This is a genomic window from Shewanella sp. SW1, assembly GCF_025653545.1.
Classification (GTDB): Bacteria; Pseudomonadota; Gammaproteobacteria; order Enterobacterales; family Shewanellaceae; genus Shewanella; species Shewanella oncorhynchi.
This window is the reverse complement of sequence record NZ_JAKKSG010000015.1, coordinates 81678-103940: the sequence shown is the minus strand read 5'-3', so window position 1 is coordinate 103940 and position 22263 is coordinate 81678. Positions and strand designations below refer to the sequence as shown.

General features: G+C 42.2%; 29 protein-coding genes. 15 read left to right on the top strand and 14 right to left on the bottom strand.

The genetic code is table 11. The features are described 5' to 3' along the window. Positions 1-8: 8 nt before the first annotated feature. The 4 genes from L5M71_RS14605 to L5M71_RS14590 all read right to left on the bottom strand — a co-directional run bounded on the left by L5M71_RS14605 (position 9) and on the right by L5M71_RS14590 (position 5103). Positions 9-674, bottom strand: a complete 666-nt coding sequence (locus L5M71_RS14605) for a cytochrome b/b6 domain-containing protein (RefSeq protein ID WP_263208392.1) — start codon at positions 672-674, stop codon at positions 9-11. Positions 675-705: 31 nt separating this feature from the next. Next, on the bottom strand, positions 706-1026 hold the full coding sequence (gene hydB, locus L5M71_RS14600; protein WP_023268564.1) for an iron hydrogenase small subunit HydB: 321 nt from the start codon (positions 1024-1026) through the stop codon (positions 706-708). Positions 1027-1038: 12 nt separating this feature from the next. Continuing rightward, positions 1039-2271 carry an iron hydrogenase large subunit HydA gene (gene hydA, locus L5M71_RS14595; RefSeq protein ID WP_263208386.1) on the bottom strand — a complete coding sequence of 411 codons (1233 nt, stop codon included), beginning with the start codon at positions 2269-2271 and terminating at the stop codon, positions 1039-1041. A gap of 633 nt (positions 2272-2904) precedes the next feature. Continuing rightward, positions 2905-5103, bottom strand: coding sequence for a S46 family peptidase (locus L5M71_RS14590; protein WP_263208384.1), 2199 nt, complete (start codon positions 5101-5103; stop codon positions 2905-2907). Between the two features lie 125 nt (positions 5104-5228). Between L5M71_RS14590 and dnaB the strand changes: the two genes are divergently transcribed. Both dnaB and alr read left to right on the top strand, forming a co-directional pair. Further along, positions 5229-6635 (top strand): replicative DNA helicase, encoded by a 1407-nt coding sequence (gene dnaB, locus L5M71_RS14585; RefSeq protein WP_105251415.1) that lies wholly within the window; start codon positions 5229-5231, stop codon positions 6633-6635. A 103-nt stretch (positions 6636-6738) separates the two neighbouring features. Further along, positions 6739-7815, top strand: coding sequence for an alanine racemase (gene alr, locus L5M71_RS14580; RefSeq protein ID WP_263208381.1), 1077 nt, complete (start codon positions 6739-6741; stop codon positions 7813-7815). A gap of 424 nt (positions 7816-8239) precedes the next feature. On the opposite strand, the gene L5M71_RS14575 is transcribed toward alr, so the two are convergent. Further along, the gene (locus L5M71_RS14575) at positions 8240-8704 is read right to left on the bottom strand and encodes a chemotaxis protein CheX (RefSeq protein ID WP_105251417.1); all 465 of its coding nucleotides are present in this window, start codon (positions 8702-8704) and stop codon (positions 8240-8242) included. Between the two features lie 978 nt (positions 8705-9682). On the opposite strand from L5M71_RS14575, the gene L5M71_RS14570 reads away from it, so the two are divergent. The 5 genes from L5M71_RS14570 to L5M71_RS14550 all read left to right on the top strand — a co-directional run bounded on the left by L5M71_RS14570 (position 9683) and on the right by L5M71_RS14550 (position 12990). Then, positions 9683-10168, top strand: coding sequence for a hypothetical protein (locus tag L5M71_RS14570; protein WP_106649440.1), 486 nt, complete (start codon positions 9683-9685; stop codon positions 10166-10168). 129 nt (positions 10169-10297) lie between these two features. Continuing rightward, a complete protein-coding gene (locus L5M71_RS14565; RefSeq protein ID WP_041411001.1) occupies positions 10298-10762 on the top strand; it encodes a hypothetical protein in 465 nt (154 codons plus the stop codon). A gap of 198 nt (positions 10763-10960) precedes the next feature. Next, on the top strand, positions 10961-11230 hold the full coding sequence (locus L5M71_RS14560) for a DUF1778 domain-containing protein (RefSeq protein ID WP_012586779.1): 270 nt from the start codon (positions 10961-10963) through the stop codon (positions 11228-11230). Beyond that, a complete protein-coding gene (locus L5M71_RS14555; protein ID WP_011847801.1) occupies positions 11227-11757 on the top strand; it encodes a GNAT family N-acetyltransferase in 531 nt (176 codons plus the stop codon). The genes L5M71_RS14560 and L5M71_RS14555 overlap by 4 nt, the downstream gene beginning before the upstream one ends. A 681-nt stretch (positions 11758-12438) precedes the next feature. Then, positions 12439-12990: a hypothetical protein gene (locus L5M71_RS14550; protein WP_263203974.1), complete on the top strand. Its 552-nt coding sequence runs from the start codon at positions 12439-12441 to the stop codon at positions 12988-12990. A 262-nt stretch (positions 12991-13252) separates the two neighbouring features. On the opposite strand, the gene L5M71_RS14545 is transcribed toward L5M71_RS14550, so the two are convergent. After that, entirely contained in the window at positions 13253-13471 is a 219-nt protein-coding gene (locus tag L5M71_RS14545; RefSeq protein WP_263203973.1) for a hypothetical protein, read from the bottom strand. Between the two features lie 140 nt (positions 13472-13611). Between L5M71_RS14545 and L5M71_RS14540 the strand changes: the two genes are divergently transcribed. The 4 genes from L5M71_RS14540 (at position 13612) to L5M71_RS14525 (ending at position 15983) form a co-directional block, all read left to right on the top strand. Continuing rightward, entirely contained in the window at positions 13612-14193 is a 582-nt protein-coding gene (locus tag L5M71_RS14540) for a hypothetical protein (protein ID WP_263208379.1), read from the top strand. A 163-nt stretch (positions 14194-14356) separates the two neighbouring features. Then, entirely contained in the window at positions 14357-14938 is a 582-nt protein-coding gene (locus L5M71_RS14535; protein WP_263203741.1) for a ComF family protein, read from the top strand. Beyond that, complete coding sequence (locus L5M71_RS14530) at positions 14938-15492, top strand: hypothetical protein (protein WP_263203740.1); 555 nt, start codon at positions 14938-14940, stop codon at positions 15490-15492. The genes L5M71_RS14535 and L5M71_RS14530 overlap by 1 nt, the downstream gene beginning before the upstream one ends. Before the next feature lie 101 nt (positions 15493-15593). Beyond that, on the top strand, positions 15594-15983 hold the full coding sequence (locus L5M71_RS14525) for a hypothetical protein (protein ID WP_263203738.1): 390 nt from the start codon (positions 15594-15596) through the stop codon (positions 15981-15983). Between the two features lie 89 nt (positions 15984-16072). Here L5M71_RS14525 and L5M71_RS14520 read toward each other — a convergent pair whose 3' ends face one another. From L5M71_RS14520 to L5M71_RS14490, 7 genes are read right to left on the bottom strand one after another with little or no spacing between them, the layout of a single operon-like run. Next, complete coding sequence (locus tag L5M71_RS14520; RefSeq protein ID WP_263203736.1) at positions 16073-16393, bottom strand: hypothetical protein; 321 nt, start codon at positions 16391-16393, stop codon at positions 16073-16075. Beyond that, positions 16390-16620 (bottom strand): hypothetical protein, encoded by a 231-nt coding sequence (locus L5M71_RS14515; protein WP_012089043.1) that lies wholly within the window; start codon positions 16618-16620, stop codon positions 16390-16392. Before L5M71_RS14515 ends, L5M71_RS14520 begins: the two co-directional genes overlap by 4 nt. Then, entirely contained in the window at positions 16617-16895 is a 279-nt protein-coding gene (locus tag L5M71_RS14510) for a hypothetical protein (protein WP_263208377.1), read from the bottom strand. The genes L5M71_RS14515 and L5M71_RS14510 overlap by 4 nt, the downstream gene beginning before the upstream one ends. Then, positions 16896-17189, bottom strand: coding sequence for a hypothetical protein (locus L5M71_RS14505; RefSeq protein ID WP_263208375.1), 294 nt, complete (start codon positions 17187-17189; stop codon positions 16896-16898). Between the two features lie 30 nt (positions 17190-17219). After that, positions 17220-17567: a hypothetical protein gene (locus tag L5M71_RS14500; RefSeq protein WP_011847795.1), complete on the bottom strand. Its 348-nt coding sequence runs from the start codon at positions 17565-17567 to the stop codon at positions 17220-17222. Positions 17568-17592: 25 nt separating this feature from the next. Further along, entirely contained in the window at positions 17593-17853 is a 261-nt protein-coding gene (locus L5M71_RS14495) for a pyocin activator PrtN family protein (RefSeq protein WP_006082040.1), read from the bottom strand. After that, entirely contained in the window at positions 17850-18203 is a 354-nt protein-coding gene (locus L5M71_RS14490) for a hypothetical protein (RefSeq protein ID WP_263208373.1), read from the bottom strand. Before L5M71_RS14490 ends, L5M71_RS14495 begins: the two co-directional genes overlap by 4 nt. Before the next feature lie 219 nt (positions 18204-18422). On the opposite strand from L5M71_RS14490, the gene L5M71_RS14485 reads away from it, so the two are divergent. The 4 genes from L5M71_RS14485 to L5M71_RS14470 all read left to right on the top strand — a co-directional run bounded on the left by L5M71_RS14485 (position 18423) and on the right by L5M71_RS14470 (position 21429). After that, the gene (locus L5M71_RS14485; protein ID WP_263208371.1) at positions 18423-19406 is read left to right on the top strand and encodes a zinc ribbon domain-containing protein; all 984 of its coding nucleotides are present in this window, start codon (positions 18423-18425) and stop codon (positions 19404-19406) included. Between the two features lie 216 nt (positions 19407-19622). Continuing rightward, positions 19623-20132, top strand: coding sequence for a hypothetical protein (locus L5M71_RS14480; RefSeq protein WP_263208369.1), 510 nt, complete (start codon positions 19623-19625; stop codon positions 20130-20132). A gap of 3 nt (positions 20133-20135) precedes the next feature. Further along, on the top strand, positions 20136-21020 hold the full coding sequence (locus L5M71_RS14475; RefSeq protein WP_263208367.1) for a DUF4868 domain-containing protein: 885 nt from the start codon (positions 20136-20138) through the stop codon (positions 21018-21020). A gap of 100 nt (positions 21021-21120) precedes the next feature. Further along, positions 21121-21429, top strand: a complete 309-nt coding sequence (locus L5M71_RS14470; RefSeq protein WP_263208365.1) for a hypothetical protein — start codon at positions 21121-21123, stop codon at positions 21427-21429. 73 nt (positions 21430-21502) lie between these two features. Here L5M71_RS14470 and L5M71_RS14465 read toward each other — a convergent pair whose 3' ends face one another. Then, positions 21503-22225, bottom strand: a complete 723-nt coding sequence (locus L5M71_RS14465; protein WP_263208363.1) for a helix-turn-helix transcriptional regulator — start codon at positions 22223-22225, stop codon at positions 21503-21505. Positions 22226-22263: the final 38 nt, after the last annotated feature.

Below are 22263 nucleotides of genomic sequence, written 5' to 3'. Positions count from 1 at the left end.
AGACTTAGCTATTTGCTTGTCAGCTGTTCACCGTTAGTGGCGACGGGAGCAATTTCATTTTTAACCCACAGAGGGGTGTACTCAGCGGCATCATGGTAAGGCACATTACCGTGGATCATCATGGCCTTGAAATCATCAAAGCGGTACACCGCGAGGAATAAATGCACAGGCAAGAAGGCGGTTAACACCAAGCCTGACACTAAATGGGCTTGACCTAAAAACCACACTATATCCCGCGGCGCAGCATGGGGAATGAGCCACAGCACTAAACCGGAGAGGATTAATAGTGTGCCGCCAATCAGTACGCAGGCACCAAAGAGTTTTTGGCCTGAGTTGTATTTGTTCATCGGTGGAATAGGCACTTTTTTACCCAGTAAGAATTTCTGTGGGTAGCCGCCTAACACCATAAACCATTTCACATCGCGCCCTGAGAAACTAAACACACGGGCGATAAACAGTACCACTCGATCGAATGCCATGATGGTAAATGCCACGGCATCGAGGGCCATAACAATCCCTGCAATAATGTGCACATCATAGGTTAGCTGCATACCTTCTTGGGAAAGCGGTTTAAAAAACAATAACAAACCTGTCGCGGCTAATGGCAAAAAGCTGAGCAGCAGGATGTAGTGGAAGATCCTGATGTTTAGCGGATGTTTTAAAATGGGTCTCATATCATGTTCTTGATGCATTTCTCATCTCCAATCAAGAGCTTAATTTAGTGCGATCGACAAAGTGGGTGTGTAGCAGCTCGTGGGACATATGTCCTAATGGCTCGCCACCGAACTCTTTGTAGTACTTTTCAACTGCGGGGTTGGCGTGGCTGACACGTTTTTTCGCTAGGCTATCGTCCTTATATAACCCTTGGCTTCTGGCCTTAATGTATTCATTCCGGCGCTCAAGCTTGCTGGTAAACCAGCCGATAGGGATCGCGAGTGCAGCCACAAACGCGGCGCCAACGGCCATAAATTTACGGCGTGACAGAAAGAAACTGTCCTCGGCAAATAGGTGTTTTTTCTTGTTCATTTTTGTTTCCCGTTAAATGTTACCTAACCAAGAAGAGCCTTTACCCTCAATAGGTTGACCTCCACCGTTAACGCAACCACCTGCGCAGTTCATCACCTCAATAAAGTGGTAGGGAGAGGTGCCTGCCATCACATCGCGCAGCACGGGTTCGATGTTGTTGCCCATGTCATGCACTACGGCGACATTGACGGTCACATTTTGTTTAAGCTGGGTATCAAACAGGCTGACTGAGGCCGATTTCACCCCTTTTAGTCCACGTACGGGTTCAAATTCCAACTTAGCCATTTCAGCGCCAGTCAGCACTTTATGGGCGGTACGCAGTGCCGCTTCCATCACCCCGCCGGTTGTACCAAAAATAGTGCCCGCGCCTGTGTATTCAGAGAACAAACTATCACCTTGATATTCCGCGGTATTAGCGAGATTGATATCAAGCAGTTTGAGTAACTGTGCCATTTCCCTTGTGGTGAGCACGGCATCAATATCTTGGTACGAAGGCGTGTTAGCCCCGTGTTCCTGATGATATTGCCAAGCCGAGTTAAATTCGGGGCGTGAGGCTTCGAGTTTTTTCGAGGTACAAGGCATCACAGAGACGGTGAAAATATTCTCCGGCTGCATTTGATACACCTTGGCGCCGTAAGTTTTGGCAACCGTTCCGGCCATTTGCTGGGGCGATTTGGCGGTTGACAGGTTAGGTAAAAGTGCAGGGTAGCGGGTTTCGAGGTAGCGTACCCAGCCCGGGCAGCAGGAGGTGAACTGCGGCAATGCACCTGCATTTTCTTCACCTTTCACATTGGCATGGAGGCGATGAATAAACTCACTGCCTTCTTCCATAATGGTGAGATCGGCGGCAAAGTTACAATCAAAAATCTTAAAGCCCGCCCGATTCATGGCGCCATAGAGTTTACCTGTCACCAGTTCGCCCGTGCCTAAGCCAAATTCTTCACCAATCGCCACCCGTACCGCAGGGGCGATAATGCCAACGACGGTGGTATTCTTATCGGCGAGTTTTTTAATCACGGTTTCAAGGGCGCTGTGGGTTTCTTCAATGGCGCTAAAGGGGCAGTTGATTAAACACTGTCCGCAACTTAAACATTTATCTTCATCGATAGAGTGCGCTGCACCCGAGGCACCATTAATGGCGTGGGTTGGGCAGAACTGTTTGCAAGCATCACATCCTTTGCATTTGGATGCATTAATCTTGATCAGCCCTTGGATTTCTCCTGGTTGATAAGTTGTCGCTGTCATAGGATTTTGCGTTCCTCATTTTCAACCTGAATTATATTTTCAGTGTTATTTAATGTGTTTGTTAAGTGCTTATGTTGACGGTTACATTTAATTTGTGAAATTTTAGGCGGCTGGATGATAGGAAATTGAACCTATGAAAAACATGATGGTGATCAAGTTTTATGGTTTTTGATAAAACAGGTGTTTTAAATAGTTTTATTTGCGTTTTTTGAGTTTTTTTGAGAAATAAAAATAACAATCTTGGTTAATTTTATAGTGGTGATTTTTATATTTTTTATTTAAATACATAGCGTTATTATTCTTGCTGCGTTTGCCTATCACTATTTGTGTTGTTTTAAAGGCTTAGATTGAAATTTGTTGGTTAATGTGGCTTTTATCACTAGATTTTATTTTTAGGTTGGACAAATTGTCCATGTGTAGTCTTGCTTTAAATAATACTAATTAAGACGCTTTGATTGAGTTTTTGGTGAATTGATAATGCGGCAGATCACAAATTGATAAATTACATAAAATAAAAACCGTCCAAGGAATATTCCTGGGACATCTTTTAAAGATGCTTAATTTATATTGATTAAATTAAACGGTTCATATTAGTTAATTCTATTGTCATTAATCATGACAGATTAATAATAATTAGTTTCTTACTAAATCCAGTTCTTTAATCAGATTGTCGGCATGGTCAACTTCATCCATCATCCATAGGATATAACGAATATCCACGTGCACGGCACGGGTGATGGTGGGATTGAAGAACCAATCCTTAGTAATTGCTTCGTAGGTGGAGTCGAAGTTAAGTCCTACAAGTTCCCCTTTGCCGTTAAATACGGGTGAGCCTGAGTTGCCACCTGTGGTATCTACGCTCGATAAGAAGTTAACTGGTACTGAGTTGAATTCTTCTGGCTTGTCCAAACAAGAGAACAGACGGCAAATCCAGCCACGGGGATCTTGGTAGACAGATTTCACTAAGTGATCGCCAAAACGTTGCTCGTGAATCGCATCGAGCAATTTTTTCGGGGCATTATAGGGCTCAATACCGGTGTGCTTAGCTACTATCCCATCAAGACGAGTAAACGGCTGTTTATAGAGCGCATCACGTGATTGATAACCATCAACCATGCCATAGCTGATCCGTAGCGTACCGTTGGCGTCAGGATAGACTGGCCAGTTGTTTGCTTTGTAGTATTCGATCACGGCCGCCATATAATCAGGGCGAGCACTAGACAGCTTGCCGTCTAAGATTTTTTCTGACTTTTCCTGTGCCATATTCGTGTCATAAAGTGCTACGGCTAAACGAATAAAGGGATCGGCACTGGTTTCGAAAGCGCTAGCATCGGCATTCATCCACGCGAGGCGCTTAGCTTGGTCTGTGAGCGTAGTGAGTGAGTACAAACCATCGAGTTTAACTGTGAGATCTACATCTTTAGTGTTCACACTTAGCATTTCATCGAGTGCAGCTACGCGATTTGATTGGCTAAGGTAAGCATTTAAATCCTGTAGCCACAAAGTCTTATCAACAGTGACATCAAAACTTGAATCGATACGTTTAAGACGTGAGCTTAGCATTGCAATATCACGTTCTTGGTAGCCTTGCTCACGCTCGGCATCGGGCTTTTGTTTTTCTTTAGCAAGACGGTAGAGGCTGTTTGCTGCGGTTAACAATGTGCTCGATTGGGCATTGGTAAAGTAGTAATTACTTTGGAATGCTTGTTGTTGCTCGGCGAGTAACACTTCTAACTCAGCAATGAGATTTTGATTTAGCTTAGGGTTTTGTTTAAGCCAAGCTAAAAAATTATCTTCACGGCTTTGCTTAATGCCAATGATATCCGTTGCTTTAAAACCCGCTAGTAGGCCGTTGAGTTTCTTCATCCGGTTGGCCATTGAGGCCATATTACCTGCGTACTTAATGGCGATATCGGCATCTTTTTGTCCCATAGCCTCGATAGTATCAATCTGTAATTGATAACGCTTAGCTTGGGTTGGGTACAACCAATCACTGGCAAATTTAAGTTCACTGGTCAGGTTGTAACGGCTAGTCGTGCCTGGGTAACCCGCCACAAACACGCCATCACCGGCTTTTACGCCATCGGCATTGACCTTAAGGTAGCTCTTTGGTTGGTAAGGAATGTTATCGTCGCTATAAGCAGCAGGTTTGCCATCTTTTCCGACGTAAGCTCGTAGGAAGGCAAAATCACCCGAATGGCGTGGATATTCATAGTTATCAATATCGCCACCATAGCCCCCAACACTTTCAGGTGGTGCGTAGACTAAGCGTACATCGCGGATCATCAATTGCTTGATTAAGTAGTATTCTAAGCCGTTATGGAAACTGCGCACATTACAACGATAGTTAGCATCGGCTTCACAGCTTTTGATGAGCGCTTTACTGTGATTTTGAATGTCTTCGTAACGACTTAGCGGGTCTTGGCTGAGGTCTTTATTGATTTGCGCGGTGACATTGGTCACTGCTTCTGTGATGTATAAACGTTCGTTAGGACCGGCAGAGGGTTCCTTGTCCATCGATGTTGCTAAAAAGCCTTGTTCTAGGTAGTTATGCTCTTGCTTAGTGTTATATTGTATCGCCTTGTAGGCACAATGGTGGTTTGTCACAACTAGCCCTTGGGGGGAGACAAAACTGGCGGTACAATAGCCCAGCCCAACCACGGCGTTCATTGGATAACTTGTCAGATCGGCCAGTTTTTCTGCTGGAATATCGATTCCGTGTTCACTGAGTTTGTCTGCAATTGAAGGCATTTGATAAGGTTGCCATTGTCCTTCGTCGGCAGTTGCTATGCCGGATGTCAGTACTAAGGCCGCAACCAATGCAATACGCATGTTCTTTCCTTATTGATTGTTAGAGTGTCCGTTGGAATGAAATAACAGGCGAGTGTAAACATCCTGTTTGCTTGACGCGGGTTTTATATCATATTTTGTTAAGTTGTTGGAAATCGGGAGCGTTAATGTCACAACAAGGTGCTTTTAAGCCTAAAAGTAAGCCAAGAGATTTGCAACTTGATGGACTCAAGCTGCCACCGCATTCAATTGAGGCTGAACAATCGGTATTAGGCGGCTTGATGTTAGATGCCGAAGCGTGGGACAGGGTCGCTGAGGCTGTCGTAAAAGAGGATTTTTACTCTCGCTCACATAAGATGATCTTTTCTGCCATGCACAGATTGGTTGATTTAGGGCAACCGATCGATTTGATCACGGTTTCTGAACAGTTAGAAGTTGAGAACCAATTAGAAGATGCCGGTGGTTTTGCCTATTTAGGTGAGATTGCGAAAAATACCCCAAGTGCGGGTAATATTTTATCCTACGCCGAAATCGTCCGTGAACGCGCCGTAGTGCGTGACATGATCCGCGTCGCACATGAGATTGCAGATGCGGGCTATAACCCAGAAGGTCGTGACTCGGGTGAATTACTCGACCTGGCTGAGAGTAAAGTCTTTAAGATCGCCGAGATGCGAACTAATGCTAACGAAGGTCCCGAAGGCATTAAAACCATTCTGGAAAAAACAGTCGATAAGATTGAGCAGCTTTATAACAACCCCCATAACGGTGTGACTGGAGTATCGAGCGGTTTTAACGATCTCGATAAAATGACCGCAGGCTTCCAGTCCGGTGACTTGATTATCGTTGCGGCGCGTCCTTCTATGGGGAAAACCACCTTCGCGATGAACTTGTGCGAACAGGCCGCAATGAATGAAGATAAACCCGTACTTATTTTCAGTCTCGAGATGCCGTCCGAACAGATTATGATGCGTATGCTGGCCTCCTTGGGCCGCGTTGATCAAACTAAGATCCGTACAGGTCAACTCGATGACGAAGATTGGGCGCGGGTTTCATCGACCATGGGGATCATGCTCGAACAAGGTAAAATGTATATCGATGACGGTTCGGGGTTAACGCCGACCGAAGTCCGTAGCCGCGCGCGTCGTATCGCCCGTGAGTACGGTGGTTTATCTATGATCATGATAGATTACCTGCAGTTAATGCAGGTGCCCGCCTTAAAAGATAACCGTACCTTAGAAATTTCTGAAATTTCACGCTCGCTGAAAGCATTAGCCAAAGAGTTGGAAATCCCGATTATTGCCCTGTCGCAGCTTAACCGCTCGCTCGAACAAAGGGCCGATAAACGTCCTGTTAACTCGGATTTGCGTGAATCGGGCGCTATCGAGCAAGATGCGGATCTCATCATGTTTATTTATCGCGATGAAGTGTATAACAACGATTCTCAAGATAAAGGCACGGCAGAAATCATCATTGGTAAGCAACGTAACGGCCCCATTGGTCGGGTGCGGCTCACTTTCCAAGGGCAATTTTCGCGTTTCGATAATTATGCTGGGCCGCAGTTTGAAGAAGATTAATTGATGTTTAAAAACAGTCAGTTTGCGTTTGCAGAAGATGAGCTGTATTGATGTATTTTTTTATATCCGTGACTTTTTATTTCCTGAGTAAACAAGGTAAATTTTGAACCCTTTTCCCCGTGCAGAAATTAGCAGTAGTGCACTGCAAACCAATCTCGCTGCGTTGCGTCAACAGGCACCAGCGAGTCGTGTGATGGCCGTCGTTAAAGCGAACGGTTATGGTCATGGATTATTGAATGTCGCTAATTGTTTAGTCAGTGCCGATGGCTTTGGCCTAGCACGATTGGATGAGGCCTTAGAATTACGAGCGGGCGGCGTGACAGCGCGTTTGTTATTACTAGAAGGTTTTTTCCGTGCCACCGATCTCCCGTTACTCGTCGGGCATGATATTGACACTGTAGTGCACCACTGTTCTCAGCTTGAGATGTTAGAGCAAACTGTGTTGTCAAAACCTGTCACTGTCTGGCTTAAAGTGGATTCAGGCATGCATCGTTTAGGTTTTACGCCCGAACAATTTTCAACGGTTTACGCAAGGTTAATGGCCTGTCCCAATGTGGCAAAACCAATCCATTTGATGACACATTTTGCCTGTGCGGACGAGCCTGAAAACACCTATACCTCAGTACAGATGGCGGCTTTTAATACGTTAACGGCAGGCTTGCCCGGATTTAGAACCTTAGCAAACTCTGCTGGTGCCTTGTATTGGCCTCAGAGCCAAGGCGATTGGATCCGTCCTGGTATTGCACTCTATGGTGTATCTCCTGTTACTGGTGATTGCGGTGCGAATCACGGGCTAGTTCCTGCGATGGAATTGGTATCACAGTTGATTGCGGTACGGGATCATAAAGCCAATCAGCCAGTGGGCTATGGTTGTTTCTGGACAGCGAAGCAAGATACTCGTTTAGGCGTAGTGGCGATTGGTTATGGTGATGGTTATCCTCGCAATGCACCGGAAGGCACACCCGTGTGGGTCAATGGTCGCCGCGTACCCATAGTCGGCCGTGTTTCTATGGACATGTTGACTGTTGACTTAGGCCAAGGGGCGCAAGATAAAGTTGGGGATAGTGCATTGCTGTGGGGTAAGGCATTACCCGTGGAGGAAGTCGCTGAACATATCGGCACTATCGCTTACGAATTAGTCACTAAGCTTACGCCAAGGGTTGCTGTTTGCTTAGCTTAACCCTGACAGATAGAATTATTCTGGGACACTTTTTAGCAAGAAAACGGTGATTAAACACCTTTTTCTTTTATGTAAAGTGTCAGGATGAATAATTGCCACTACACGAATGGTTACTGCAAATAACACTATGAATTATAGTTATTTGTTAGCGGGAGAAGTGTCGAACCTGTAGGGCTGAGATAAGCAAAATAGTGGTTTGCAGTTCACAGTTGGCGACGCAATATGTTTTGGACCTGAGGATGAAGCTGTGCTGAACTGGTGTTAGGCGGCAAAATAGACGATAAAAATACCTCAATTCAGGTTACGGTAAACCAGCCGTTCTGATCTTTGTTATCTGGCTTTAAATAAGCGAATGAAACATAAGATCCAGAGCGACAGGATAGTTAATGTATTTTGAGCTGACTGGCTTGATGCATTTAAGCTATTAGTTTTCAAAACATATTTCAATATAAGCAGTACCATGCGGGCTTGTAAATGGCATGATAATCTTAGTGCCATTAGCTTTATGGGAAATAGTATGGCCTTTTCCTGATACGACCATAGGAGTGGCCATTTCAAATTCATAGCCTTTTTGCCCCAAAAGATTTTTTGCGCCACCAGTCACCATATTCGTAATTTCGCCTACTAAGTCAGTCACTTCCTCGTTAATTTTACCCGGGTTTTCGCCCAGCATATTCTGCATTATCTGCAAAACAAGCTTTTGTTCGAAGGTAATCGACAGTGATCCTTTTGTTTGGGGTCCTACAAGACCGATTAGACCGGACACATCACCCTTAGCTAAGTTATCTACTTTGATTTGGGGTTTGCCCGGCGTCAAATCCATGCTCGCCATCGTAGATATGACATTGAGCAAAGATTGGAGGAAAGGATTAATAAAATTAACGTTCATGCCTAAGTTTGTCCTCTTTTGAGCCTAAACCATGGAGTAATGGCATTGCTTAAGGCTATTAGAAAAGTTGCTTATCGACAGCAATCTTGATCACACTCTATCAGCTTAGATGAGACAGCTATAAATGTGAGGCTAATTTAAAGATATTCTTATCATTTATCTGAGTTATAGGCCGCTAAAGCTCCATATAACCGTGTCCTTTATTGTTTAGACCGTTTTGTAGATGGTTCATAAGTTTGCTTGGAAGACGCTTATCGTCAAATAGCGTTGTTTTACGTCTCATACATACAAAAAATGGCAATATATCGGCTGCATTAGCCCCATTCATAGTGGCTCATGAGTGCCGATGCTGCAAAGTTTTTTAGCCTTTTTATGGAGTAACTCGACTTTTATTTGCACTTGAACTTGTGAGAAGGCGTTGCTACTCAACTCTCTATCCCATCGCGTCTTACGTAATCCCATTTTATATGGCTATTTTCGGCATTGTGGAGTGCTATCAAAAAGGCGTCTTGGCCTTGAGTGTCTTAGCTGACTTTGTAAAAGTACGATGTTCGCTGTAAACTGTCTCACTTTTTTGCTTCACCCTAACGACGCATTTGTAGTGTGTTGTTCAGTACGTGTTTGCGAGTCAATTACTGGGTACTGGGAACACCATCTTGAGTGCTTAATCCAATAATTTGGGGTACCTCACAGGATACCCGGCAATTAGAAAAATGCACAGATGTGTGAAAACCGCTTAATAGAATGTGAGAGTGATGATTCAATCTAAAATGAGTAAACCCCCTGTTATATCAGCTATTCCAATCGATAGAACATTTTTCCATTGCGCCCATGTTGGATAGGTAAGATTTTAATTTAACCATTTGATTTATATAAGGTGGTTAAAAGTGTGGTTCACTATAGGATCACCGATTTTAAAAAGTTGTTTCATGGTTCCCCGCTGGTGATATGATTGCTCAATAAACATTGAGGTGATCTATGGATAGAAAATCTTTAATACTACTCGCGCTGGTGTTAACGAGCGGTCCTACTTTTTCGGCCTTTGCCGAAGTCTATAAATGTGCTGATGGAAAGTATCAAGCCGATCCCTGTGATGAAAACAGTCAGCCAGTTGATTTAAGTGGTGTCGGTAGCTTTATTAAAAGCAGTGACAGCATTTCTCAATCAAGCGTGAGTTCAAACGCTACCTCTGATAAGAAAAAAGAAATCAGTACCTATATCGAGAAGCAACGTATTGCCCGAGAGATCACTCGGCTTGAGGGTGATCGTAAGCGGGTGATTGCTGAACGTGACCAGCGCTTACGTAATCTGCGCGAAAGTCGGCAGTATGCGAATAACAACTTAGCCGGTGCAACGTGGGAGCAAAGCTTGGCGCAGGAAATGACAGCCACCGCCCAAGAGGCCGATACGCAGGTGTCATCTATCGATCGGCAGATTGAGCAGCTTAAAGACGAGTTAAAATAGTGCTGGCTCGTTTTAATGTCGTATGTCCGCCTTATGACTTCAGTTGTCCTAAATCAAACTCTAATACATCTACATCTTGATATAAGAGGTTGGAACTCGCGCTTGTGTACTAAATAAAGGAGATGTTTTTTGTTTGAATTCAGTGAAATAGCAATAGTTATCGGTGCAGCATCTGGGCTTGTAGCTTTAGTTATGCACTTTAGGAATTTATTTCTAGAAACCGGCGTTCTCAAGCTTCGAGCCTATGTAGGCTATGTCGATGGAACTCATAAACAACCTGATAATGCAGTGAGCGTTGTGCTTTTAAATAGAGGGAAAACAAAGGTTTATATACATAAGTTCGGAATTCGTGAGCCGAAAAGAAAAATAAATATGAATGGTCTAAAAGTTACAGCCGAAGGCGGCGTCTACGATACAATGTTTAATGACTTTAATACATTAACTATCGAGCCAAATCAGAAGAAAGTTTTTCATTTTGATGGCTATAGTGAACAAGGTATTAAGGAGCTACTTCAACTAAGAAAGGTTAAAGCTTTTGTTGTCGATTCAAACGGTAAAAAGTATGAATCAATAATAACGCAATACGGCTTATAAGAAATTAGACAAGGACAAAAACAGTTGGCTTTTGATCATTCCTCGTCATTTTAAATAACTAATGTTGTTAGCTTAAATAGGTTTTATCCCCACAAATCTAAAAATGAATCCGTACTCTATCCGTACAAGTTGCGCTGTGGTTGTTTAAACTTTATACTCCAATCCATTACGGATTAACTCCGTACGATAGGAGGTTTTATGGCGACTGCAAGACTTGATATCCGATTGGATGAAGAGATCAAAGCTAAGGCTGAGAAAGCATCGGCTTTGCTTGGGTTAAAAAGCTTAACTGAATACGTTGTTCGCTTAATGGACGAAGATTCAACTCAGGTGATTGCTGAGCACGAAAGCATTACTGTTAAAGCTGATGTATTCGACCAATTCATAATGGCTTGTGATGAGGCTAAGGCCCCGAACAAGGCATTGCGTGAAGCGGCAGCATTTACTAAACGTGGTGAGTTTAAGTGAGTTATTCCAAGACTTTTAAAGAATTGGATAAATCACAACACGATAGAGCATCATTTGACTGTGGCGAAGCAGAGTTAAACGATTTTATCCAAACTCAAGCAGCGAAACACATGCAAGCAGGTATTAGCCGTACAATGGTTTTACCTGCTGTAACGCCATTACCCAATCAAAAATATCCAATTTGCTCATTTTATACTATCGCACCAAGTTCAATTTGCCGTGATACCTTGCCGCAAGCCATGGGTAAAAAGTTACCACGTTATCCCATTCCGGTCTTTCTGCTTGCTCAACTTGCTGTCCATAAAGAGTTTCATGGTAGTGGGTTAGGTAAAGCTAGCTTAATCAAAGCGCTAGAATATCTGTGGGAAATTAACGCTCACATGAGAGCTTATGCCATTGTTGTCGATTGTTTAACCGGCCAAGCTGAATCATTTTATGCCAAGTATGGTTTCGAGGTTCTTTGTGAAATCAACGGTCGTGTAAGAATGTTTATTCCAATGAAAACAGTCGGTCAGTTATTCACTTAGCTACAATCTCCTCGCCTTACTTGCTTATGCCTCACATTTGGGTATAGAAACTGTCTTTTGTATTCATAATGACTCAGTCTTAGATGCTGTTATGTATACAGTATTATTCGATTTGATCACATTTCACGAAATAAAACCAAAATAGTTTTGCTCGTTTACAGGGCTAGTGCCTGTATATACCATTTTTAATCAATGACTTATTTGCACGTTGCTTGAGGTGGTATGTTTGGAACTCACGCATCTGTGTTTTTCCGCATGGTTTATTTGTTAAATAACTGATAAGTTCCTTTTGTTACAAGTAATTAACTATGCGCATTTTACAGGTCTAATGATGTAAACGCGCATGTGCACTAATAAAATGTTGAACTAAGCCGCTGCGCGGAGCTTAACTGCGACTTTGTGGGATGATTAAGCCTGCTCGAATCAGCTAGATTTAAAAAGATGCGATGGAACACAACGATGACAAAGGATTTTCGATGAAATTCGTAGAAACCACGCAATATTATTTGTTCAAAATAGCTCAGCAGTCCAGACCCCAGCATCAAAAAATGCAAATTCCTATAGGATGAAGCATACCAATTAATCTGGATAAGGTATCGGCCAAGTCCAACAAGCGATTTATGCCCTGCAAACAGCGCAGCGCACAAATACTAAGACGTTAGGTAAATAAGGGCAGGTTCTATGGCACTGGTAAGGCTTCTGTTGATCACTTTGGCCCTCTTCGTTAGTCAAGCGTACGCTGATGTGCAAAGAATTTTTGTTCAGACCGAGATTGATGATGACCACATTATCATCGTCACGGAAAAAGGGGAGCAACTGCTTCTTGAAAAGTGGTCACTCAAATTTTCACCCCTCTTGTTTGAGGGGAAGTCCTTTTTAGCGGAGATTTCGCCACTGTGGGTAACAATCCATATTGAGGACAGGGATCCGATAAAATGGTCGATAGAAAAGAATCTTGGCAACGTTGATACTGAGAAACCTAAACCCAGTCAAGGTAAAACCGAGCCGAAAGCCGCACCAACAGAAACTTGCTACAAGACCAATATTCAAGAGCCAACGCCTTTCAATGGCAACGGTGGTGAACTGATCATGCTCGCTGATGGCAGCATTTGGAAGGATTCGAGTTATCTTTACCTTTATCTTTACGAGTATTACCCGGAAGTAGTGCTTTGCCCGAGTGAAGGAAAAATGATCTTAGAGAGCCACGTATTCCATGTAACACGTATGAAATGAAGACGTTGGCAGGTTGTTTGCCTCACAAATCGCAGCATGGGACATTTGACTCGTCGCCCATTTTTGCTTTCGCAAAAACAGCCGTTGCCTCAAACGCTCCTGAGCTCAGGCGTTATAACACTCGTCACGCTAGTGATTTCTCCACACTGCAAAAAAAGGTTAAAAATGGATAACGGTATAGACAAATTAGAAGGCAGGCTCATTGCCGTAGAGAAAGGTCTAATTAAAATGTTAGATTACTTTGAATACACAGTCATAGCCATTATAACGCTAACACTTTCGCTAATTCTTTTAACTGTTTGTTGGTTTTTGGGTATAACATCCGACTCCGTCTTGTCTTACTATAAGGTTTTATCCAATACGCCTGCATGGTTAATGCTTTTAGCCTTAATTGGCTTTTTTGGTATAAGTTATTGGTCAATTCTAAAACTTCTTCATACACGTATTCGTCTTCTTGTTTATGATAAAATATCGAAATCATTTTTGGACTCCCTTGATTAACTCTAAAAATGAGAGGTTTGTTATAACAAGCGTAACTAAGGGACAACTTCCCTCGCGACGCTCACTCATTTGCCCGTGTTACGGGCGTTAGCTACCAGTGTTTACCTAAGGAGTATATTTTTGAACCTTGAGTTAATGAAAGGAATTGCGGCTTTTGGAGGGTTGGCTCTAGGTGTAGTTAATCTGGCTCTTTTCTTATACAAAGAGTTTTTTCGTAAAGCTACACTTTCAGCCTCTATTAGCTTCGCTGAAGTTCGCTCTGTAACTGCTGATACTTTTGATATCCAAGTCGATGTGCATCTTAGGGCAAAAGGTGGAACGGTTTACTTAAATCGACTCCACTTTGATAACAAAACACCTGTTTTCGACCCCGTCCAAGGGGTCGGGATACGCGATGTATATAAAGTCATAAACAAACTTGGCTATGATATTCTTGCGTCTGCGAATGGTGAAGGTTTCATCGATAGGCTCCAGACACTTTTTCCAGAATCCTTCTACATCGCAAATACCAAGATGGAAGATAAAGAACACAGGGTAATTACCATTATTGATCGTATTGTTATAGGGCGACATATGGATGGGCCTTGGGAATGGCCTCTACATAATTGGACTCTTGAGTTTGAATCGTCAGCAAGAAATGTAAAAGTTGGCTTCGATTTTAAAAAACATAAAACAAATATATACAACAATTTTTGCCACTAGCAGGCAGCTAACAAACGCATCAAGTTCGCTCGTAAACTCGCTGGGACATCAAAACTACGCGGCATTTGGTTTTGGTGCTTCTCATTTTAAACCCAATGCCGCTTGAGTTTTGCCGCCCCTTATGCGGGCGTTAGGCGATTCGAGTAATTTGAGAGAGCTTGCAATGGAAGTAAATATTAAAAAGATTGAAGGGAATTGGACCTTAGGTTACTCGTTGGACAAGCACACTACTCGCAGTACTCCTGTTGGGTACAATGAATATGGGCACATGCAGTTTGACACAGAGCGCCCGGAGGCTGGCGAAGCCCTTTTTCAGCTAAAATACCGATCTGATTTTTCCCAGGTGCCAATCATAGGGCAACAATTATACAATTCTTTTGGCAGAACGTTTTCATCATCGAGTTTAGTAATACCTATGCCAGCTTCGAAAGCTAGAACTAAGCAACCAGTCACCGAGATCGCAAGAGATCTAGCTGGCCGAATGGGTATCCCATGTGTTGAAAATCTACTTGTTAAAACTGGTAGCACAGCAGCTATGAAGGATATCGAAGCGAGAGATGAAAAGGTGTCTACGCTCATGGGGGTATTCAAAGTAAACGATGTATTGGGTGTAGGCTTGTTCGATGTGCTGATTGTTGATGATCTATTTGATACAGGTTCTTCTTTGGAGGCCGCTACAACTGTATTACGAAGCTATAGTAAAATAAGAAATATCTATGTAGCCACGGTAACTAGGAAAAGATAATGTATAAAGTATTCATATCAGGCTCTATGGGAATCAAGAACTTAGATCAGAATGTTCAAGGTAGAATCAACAACATAGTTGAATCTGGTTATCAAGTAATTGTTGGTGATGCTAGCGGTGTAGATAGTTCTATTCAAGAATATTTAATTTCAAAGAATATGGAATACGTCCTTGTGTACTGTTCCGGTGATAACCCAAGAAACAATCTTGGACATTGGCCAGTATCAAAAATAGAAACTAATGCAACTTCAGGAACCAGAGAATTTTTTACGGCTAAAGACTTAAAGATGGCTGAAGATTGTGATTATGGATTAATGGTTTGGGATACGAAAAGTACTGGAACTTTGAGCAATGCAATTGAGCTCTTAAAAAGAAAGAAATCTGCTTTAGTGTATATAAACAAAGCTAAGGAATTCCTCAAGATAAAAGAAGTAACTGATCTTGAAAAACTTATTTCTTACATGAGCTCATCAGCATTAGAGAAAGCTGACAAAAAGCTGAAAATTAGAGATGTCATTCAATCTTTTAAACATCAACAAAACAGTCTTTTCTAAGTCGCCTAACAAGCGCAGGCACTGGGACAAATTTTCCGCTGCGCTCCAAATTTGCCCGTGCTGCGGGCGTTAGGCTTCAAAAAATAATTAGAGTTAATAATATGAATGTTTTAAAACTAGGAAAAATAGCACTATTAGAAGTAGTTGCGATTATTTCCTCAATATCCATTGGTATCGCTTGGATGTTTGATTCTAATGGACCTTATGAGCCTTACTTAGTTTGTTGCGGTTTAGTTTGGGTATGTACTGACTTTTATAGACGCTATAAAGTACAGCCTACAATTTCTAAGCATAAAGAGACAATTAATAATTCACCTCCTAAGAGCCCTTTTGTAAAAATAGAGAAGGTTGATGGAGCAATAGCACAATGTCCTTCAGCAATGTGTAACCGAGTTGCTATGACAGTTGAAGATGCAGAAGCGTATTTTGGCTTTCGAAAGCTAGCCAATGGTAAAAATCTGGTTCAGTCTTATTGCAGAGCTTGCCGTTAAAGCTTAACAAGTTGATTAAACTGAATTAAAAAAGTGGGTTATGTTTCGCTACACATTATAACCCACAATTTTGTCCGTTTAGCTCGATGTTACATATCCTCCTTATCTTTCGGTGCAAAGAACAGCGCGACGGGGCCATCTTCGGTGTCGTGAATACTCAGTAAGAATGAGCCGGCCTTGTCGCAAACGGGTTGCCAATCGCTGATATCGTTGTCGCCCTCGTCAAAGTAGCGCTCGATCTGATGTTCAGTGGCATCGAGTTCAAACCAAATCGCCACAAACTCGCCGCCTTGGCGTGCCGCCCATGCTTCACACTCTGCGCGGGTTACGCCTTCGTCCCACTCGGGCAAATCTGGATGGGTCCAATAACCTTCTTCACGTTCTACTGTTGCTGCTTGTATCGGGTTCATGCTGCTTCTCCTTTTATCCTGAGTTTTGATTCTGCGTTGAGTGCGAATACTTCGGCGTCGGCTTGGCCGAAGTCGCTGCACTCGATGGCGTTAAAAGACTTACAAATGCCCCAACCGTGATAGTTGTTTGGGGTGTACTTCACTTCGATTTGTTGCTGATCGCACATCAAGGTGGAGTAGGGCTTAGATAGCGTGACCACGCCAGCTTTTGTACTGAACGTATTCATGCTGCCTCCTTGCATTGGTTGTCGCTTGTTTGGCTGACTGGCGGGTGGCAGGGCAGGCGCATTGGGTGATATCGGTACGAATACACTATGGTGCGGCTAATGCCTTTGGCGAGGTTGGTTAAGCCGTTGCCCAATGCTTGCCAGTACAGGCAATCTAACGCGCCGAGCGCCAGCGCGATTTTGATGCTGTCGCCCGTTGTAGCCTTGAGTAATAGGCTTAGCTTATGGCTGCGGTAATGATTTAGCAGATGGCGAAACGCCGCTGATTGAGTCATTTAGGCCACCTGCTTCGGTTGCAAAGGGTTTGTTAGCAAAGGGTTTGATTGCAGCTTGGCCCAGTCGATGGCTTTAATGGCCTCGACCGTGGCGGCGATTTGCTCTAGCTTCTTTTGCCCGCGCATAAAGTTCGACAGTTCAATACCGTGGCGAGCCGCCGCGCGTTCGGCGGGCAGGGCGCTGGTGTAATGCAGCGTTAACGCGGCAATCACCTCGGGCGAACTAATGCGGGTGAGCGATAGCAATAACGCAACGCGCTCTTGTGATTCAAAGCCTGGGAGTAAGTGGTTCATACGCTATTCCTTCCTTTTGAATCAGCAGTTCTAAGCTGCGGCTTCGCCGTTAAACACCACCAGATTGATGATGGGTTTCTTGGTTTTGGGGTTCACCTTGTCCGACAGCTTGTGATAGCGAATATGCACATCGCGGTGGGCTTCTTGGGTCATGGCTAACACTATGTATTGCTGGCACAGCGCGGGCGTCGATAACGAATGCGACAGGCGTTGTGGTTTCATGGTTTCAAACAAGTGCTGCGCCATATCATTCAACTTAGCTTGGTACTCATCGGGGCTCAGTTGACGGCGGTTAGGGTGCGCGCCTACTGAGGTGCTGCACTTTTTGGCCGCTTGATTTTTCGCTAAGGTCATGGACACGCCGTAAACAAAAAACATAGATACCTCCCCACTGAGCCGCTGATTACGCTAAGTTGATTTGATCTTGCTTGGCGGCGTCGCGTTGCTTGTCGAGGTATTCGGCAAGGTCGGTGACATTGACCATCCAAGGCGCTTTGTTGCTGTTGCTGGTGCGAAAGGCGGCTAAGGGCAAGCGGCCGGCTTTGGCATAGTTGGCCGCGGTACGCGGTTCGAGGCCAAAATACTCTTTGCTGATTTGATCCAGTGGCACTATCACTTTGTTGAACTGGGCCATAAGCAAAAACGCGGTGTTAATGCCTTTCATGTTGGTTGCTCCGCTTGGGTGAATTGCAGCGGATGCACGTTAGTGGCCGCCTGTTCGTTACGCCACACCATCACCTTGCCGTACAAGCCTTGTTGGGGCTCAGTGAAGCGCAGGCAGAAGTTGAGCCCCAGTTCGCCCGTGTGGCGAATGAACTGGCGGTAAAAGGCGGGGCTTGGGTGGTGATAGGCAAAATGCTTTACCAGCTCGGCGCAGCGGGCTTGCACCCGTGGGCAATCCATCGGGTCGGTGCGGCCCTTGGCCAGCGCCATTAAGCAGGCAAAACGTATTGCAACCAGTAGACGAAACTCATCGCGTTGCTTAGGTGTGGTGTGAACTTTCGCTAGAATCATTTCCCTGTCCTCGGTAGTGGGTACAGGTTAGAAGATAAGTTAACTTATCTTTTGCGTCAATTAAAAAGTTAACTTATTTGCAGTGTTTTTGTTTTGATGCTTTTTTGAACGAGTGTTAAAGTGAAGTAAGCGATTGAACTAAGTAGAGTTTACAGCTTTTGTGGCTATTCATTTATGTAAGCCGTTTCTGAGTGTATCGATGTAAAGTTGTATATAAGAATGATTAAAGGAATTAATCCAATGTTGATATGTGACAAATGCAGTGCAGGTATAAATGAGGGGGCAAAATTCTGCCCACAGTGTGGTGATCCTGTTACTGATGCGGATCGAGTTATTGTTCCTATTACTGATTCACATATAGCAAATGTTGATATTAAGTTTGGTGAAAGTTCCTCTATACACTTCGGTAAAGCTATAGATATATGCAAAAATATTCCAACTTACTCTATCTCTGGCGAAGGAAAGCAAGCTCAACATAAGATTACTTTACCTATTACAGAAGTTGAATTGATAATCAATCTTTTTGAATTGGTCGGTAGCTGGAAATCGTCGCAATTACTCATTAATGGACATGCTGCCACTAAGAAAGATTTAATTTATCATGGTGTTGGTTGTTATAGAAACAGGCAAAAGGCATATAAGCCTGCGCAGTTCTGTTTTGGTGATAAAGAATATGAAGCGAATATATGGGGTTGTAAGAGACTAAACATGCCTATCAATGAATGGGGTGGTGGTTGGCTTGATTATGGTGAATTTGATGGCGCAGGCGTTTGGCATTTCGACAAAAAAAGAATAAGGCATGAGCTTGAGCTTATATTGAAGGATAACGAATTGTGTCCGGCGCTTAATTATGGGCAAGTTATTGAAACTATTAACAAATTACCTGATAGTATCAATCCGAAAGTTGATAGTAATTGGCAGTATCGGACAAGCTTTGAAGAAGTAAATGGTGACTATAAAGAAGTTGCTGTTGGAATAAAACCAATTATAAAGAAAATAAATAGATACGTAATTGGGGAGTTTAAACCAAGTTGGGAAAGTGAAGATGCAAAATCTAATTCAGGTCGAGATCACGTAATTAATGTAAGTATTGAACATGATGGAACATTTGCTAAAAAAGTAAAAAGTCCTAAAAAGAGTCGTTCATCAGCTATGTGGTGGATTATAGGTATAGTTGTTTTTATTGTATTTCTATTCAAATAGCTATTAAATGCTAATTTAGAAAGTGGTTGTGTTTTGTGTAATTTAAATTATTGTGTGATTAAATCTAATTGAGAATGCTTGTGGTTTCAATGTTAAATTCTTACTTTAATAGTGAATTAATTTCTATATTATTTGATAGAAGTCTGATAGGTTTGTTAGGTAAAGATGGTTAATGAATAGTAAGCATGAACTTTCGCTAATTAATGGAACTAAATTGTGAGAAATTGTCTTAAAACCGTCTTGTTTGTATCCGCCTTTTCACCAACACTTTTGGTGCTTGCAGGTGTTAGATTTTATACTATTGGAAGTGTTGATTTATTGACAGTTCAACTATCAGTAATTTCGTTGTTAGGCATGACATTACCATTTTTAATACTATATTTAGCAAAGAAAGAGGCCCAGAGAGAAAATTTTATTGCGAAAAAGGTTGAATCCGCTGACTATTTTTTGCTTGTTTTTCTGGCTAGTTACGCCGCTCCTGTAGTTATGAAAATGGCAGAGATTAATTTTGTTATAGCTTCAATGGTTATTTTATTGATTTTTATAGTCGCATGGTATATTTCCAATATCCCATCGCACCCTATACTTTATCTATTAAAGTTTCGATTTTATAAGGTCGAATCGAGTGACGGCATGGTTTATATGTTGATAACTCAAAGAGTAATTAGAAGCCCTAAGGATATCAGGCAAGTTATTAAGCTGTCTGACGGAATGATCATGGAGTAATATATGTTGCTAAGCCTTTTTGCATTAACAAACAATCCAGCAAGTCGAATTGTTAAGTTTGAACTGTCTGGTCCAGTTCAGATTGAGTTAACCGAGTACTTGAAAATCCAAGAAGAATTTTTTGATGCAGCTCATGAAGAAATTGAGTTCGATGGGAAGTACAAACCAGAACATGATGAGGTGCTATACATTGATGGCTACGATGATATTGATGGGTTAGAAAATGCAATAATAAATCCTTTAGGTGTTGAGCCTGTTAATCCTAATGAAGATTTCTTTCTTGAGATAAAGGCATTGTTTACTGGCTATGAAACTGATGTTGGAACTATAAAAATACTTCTTCAAAATTTTGATAGACGCAAAATTATATCGACTAACGGTTTGTCAATTTTCCATTCTAATAATGTTTACAAGAAAATAGAAGGTATCGGTATTACTGTTGACTATAAATTGACTGCTACTTTAGAATTAGGAAAATTAAAGTTTTATAGTTTTCATACAACTCGTCAAATGTTTGATCTAAGTGAATATTATAAGGTTGCAACTGACGATGATGTTCAAGAGTTTTTGGATGCAGAAAGAATTCAATCAGTGGATTCTGAGGTTTTTCTGCCTTTGGCAGATTCATGGGTTAGAAGGAAGATATCATTAATTCAACAAAGTGGTATATTGCAGAACGTTCCTATTCATGAAATGAGAGCCGCTGCGATTGATTTTAATATTCCGTTTGTAACAATAGATGTAGATGGTGTTGAAGTAATAAGTATTCCTAATAACAAATCTGATTTGAAAATGCTTCTAAGATTTCTAGATGAAGATTATTACAAGTCTCCACTATCAAAGACAAATTTTGTGACTAATTCTAAGCAGCAAATTGTCAGAGGGTAATTGTAATTTTTGTGATAATAGATTTATTCCTGTGTTTTTCTCTGTGAGAAAGTCTGTATTTTGTGAATTTTATAATTGTCGTATTGAATAGGGTGAGATAATGAAATTGTACAAAAATGTGATTGCATTAAGTAAAGAAACTATAACAGTAGCTTCTCTTATAACTAAACTTGGTAAAGTAAAAGCAGTAACAGAAGATAAAGAATTAATTAAGTGTTTATTTAATGTTATCACTGAGCTGCAAAAGTATCATGTTATAAGTATTAATAAATCAACTCCTATATGTCTCATGCATAGTACCGACGCATCTATTATAAATTTGATTCAGTATTGCCAACAGTTAATTGGTAATCAAAAACCAGAATGGCAAGTAATTGCAGAACGTAATAATTGGGGGCCAAAGATCTAGTAAATAATTTAAAATTCAAGTTTAAATTATTAGTTTTTAATAGTGAAATTTAGGACGCTATAAAAACTAAACTTCATATAAGGACTGAGTACCAAAACACTTTGCCGATCACTTTAACCTGTTTTAGTTGGTCGGCATCGAGGCGTTCGTCGGGATATTCATCAAGGTTGTAGCTGCGTAGACGTAAGCCACCACCGGGGAGTTTGTAGAGCATTTTGACGCGCATCATGCCATCGTGGTTAATGGCATACATTTTACCATCAACTATTTCGGTGGCTGAGGTATCCACGCCCACAGTTGAACCGTGGGGTAATACAGGTTCCATGCTGTTGCCATTCACTTTGACACAGGCCGCATGGTCCGTGTTTACGCCTTGGCGCTTAAGGCTGCTTTTGGCAAAACGGAGCTTGGGGCCTTTATATTCAACACCTTCTGCAATGCCTTCGCCCGCTGACAGTTCGATATCCACGTAAAAGGGGATCTCAACCTCATCATCACCTAATGGGCTATCGTTGTCCCATAGATCAAACCCGCCTGCCCATTCAGCATTCGACTCAGGTTTCGAAGCGACCTGTCCATTTAGAAGCCAGCTGAGATCACATTTTAATGATTTCGCCAGAGCAAATAAATTTGCGCCCTTTGGAGCAGTCTCATCTTTTTCCCACTGTGTTACTGCAACAGCAGAGACCCCAACTAAAGCACCAAGTGCTTTTTGGGTGATACCTAATTCTTTACGCTTTTCGCGTATGCGCTGACCGAGTGTTTTCATGTAAGTGATCTTATCTTTTGTTGACATAAGTTTCCTTTCTTTCTATTGTGTAAGAAAACTTATTT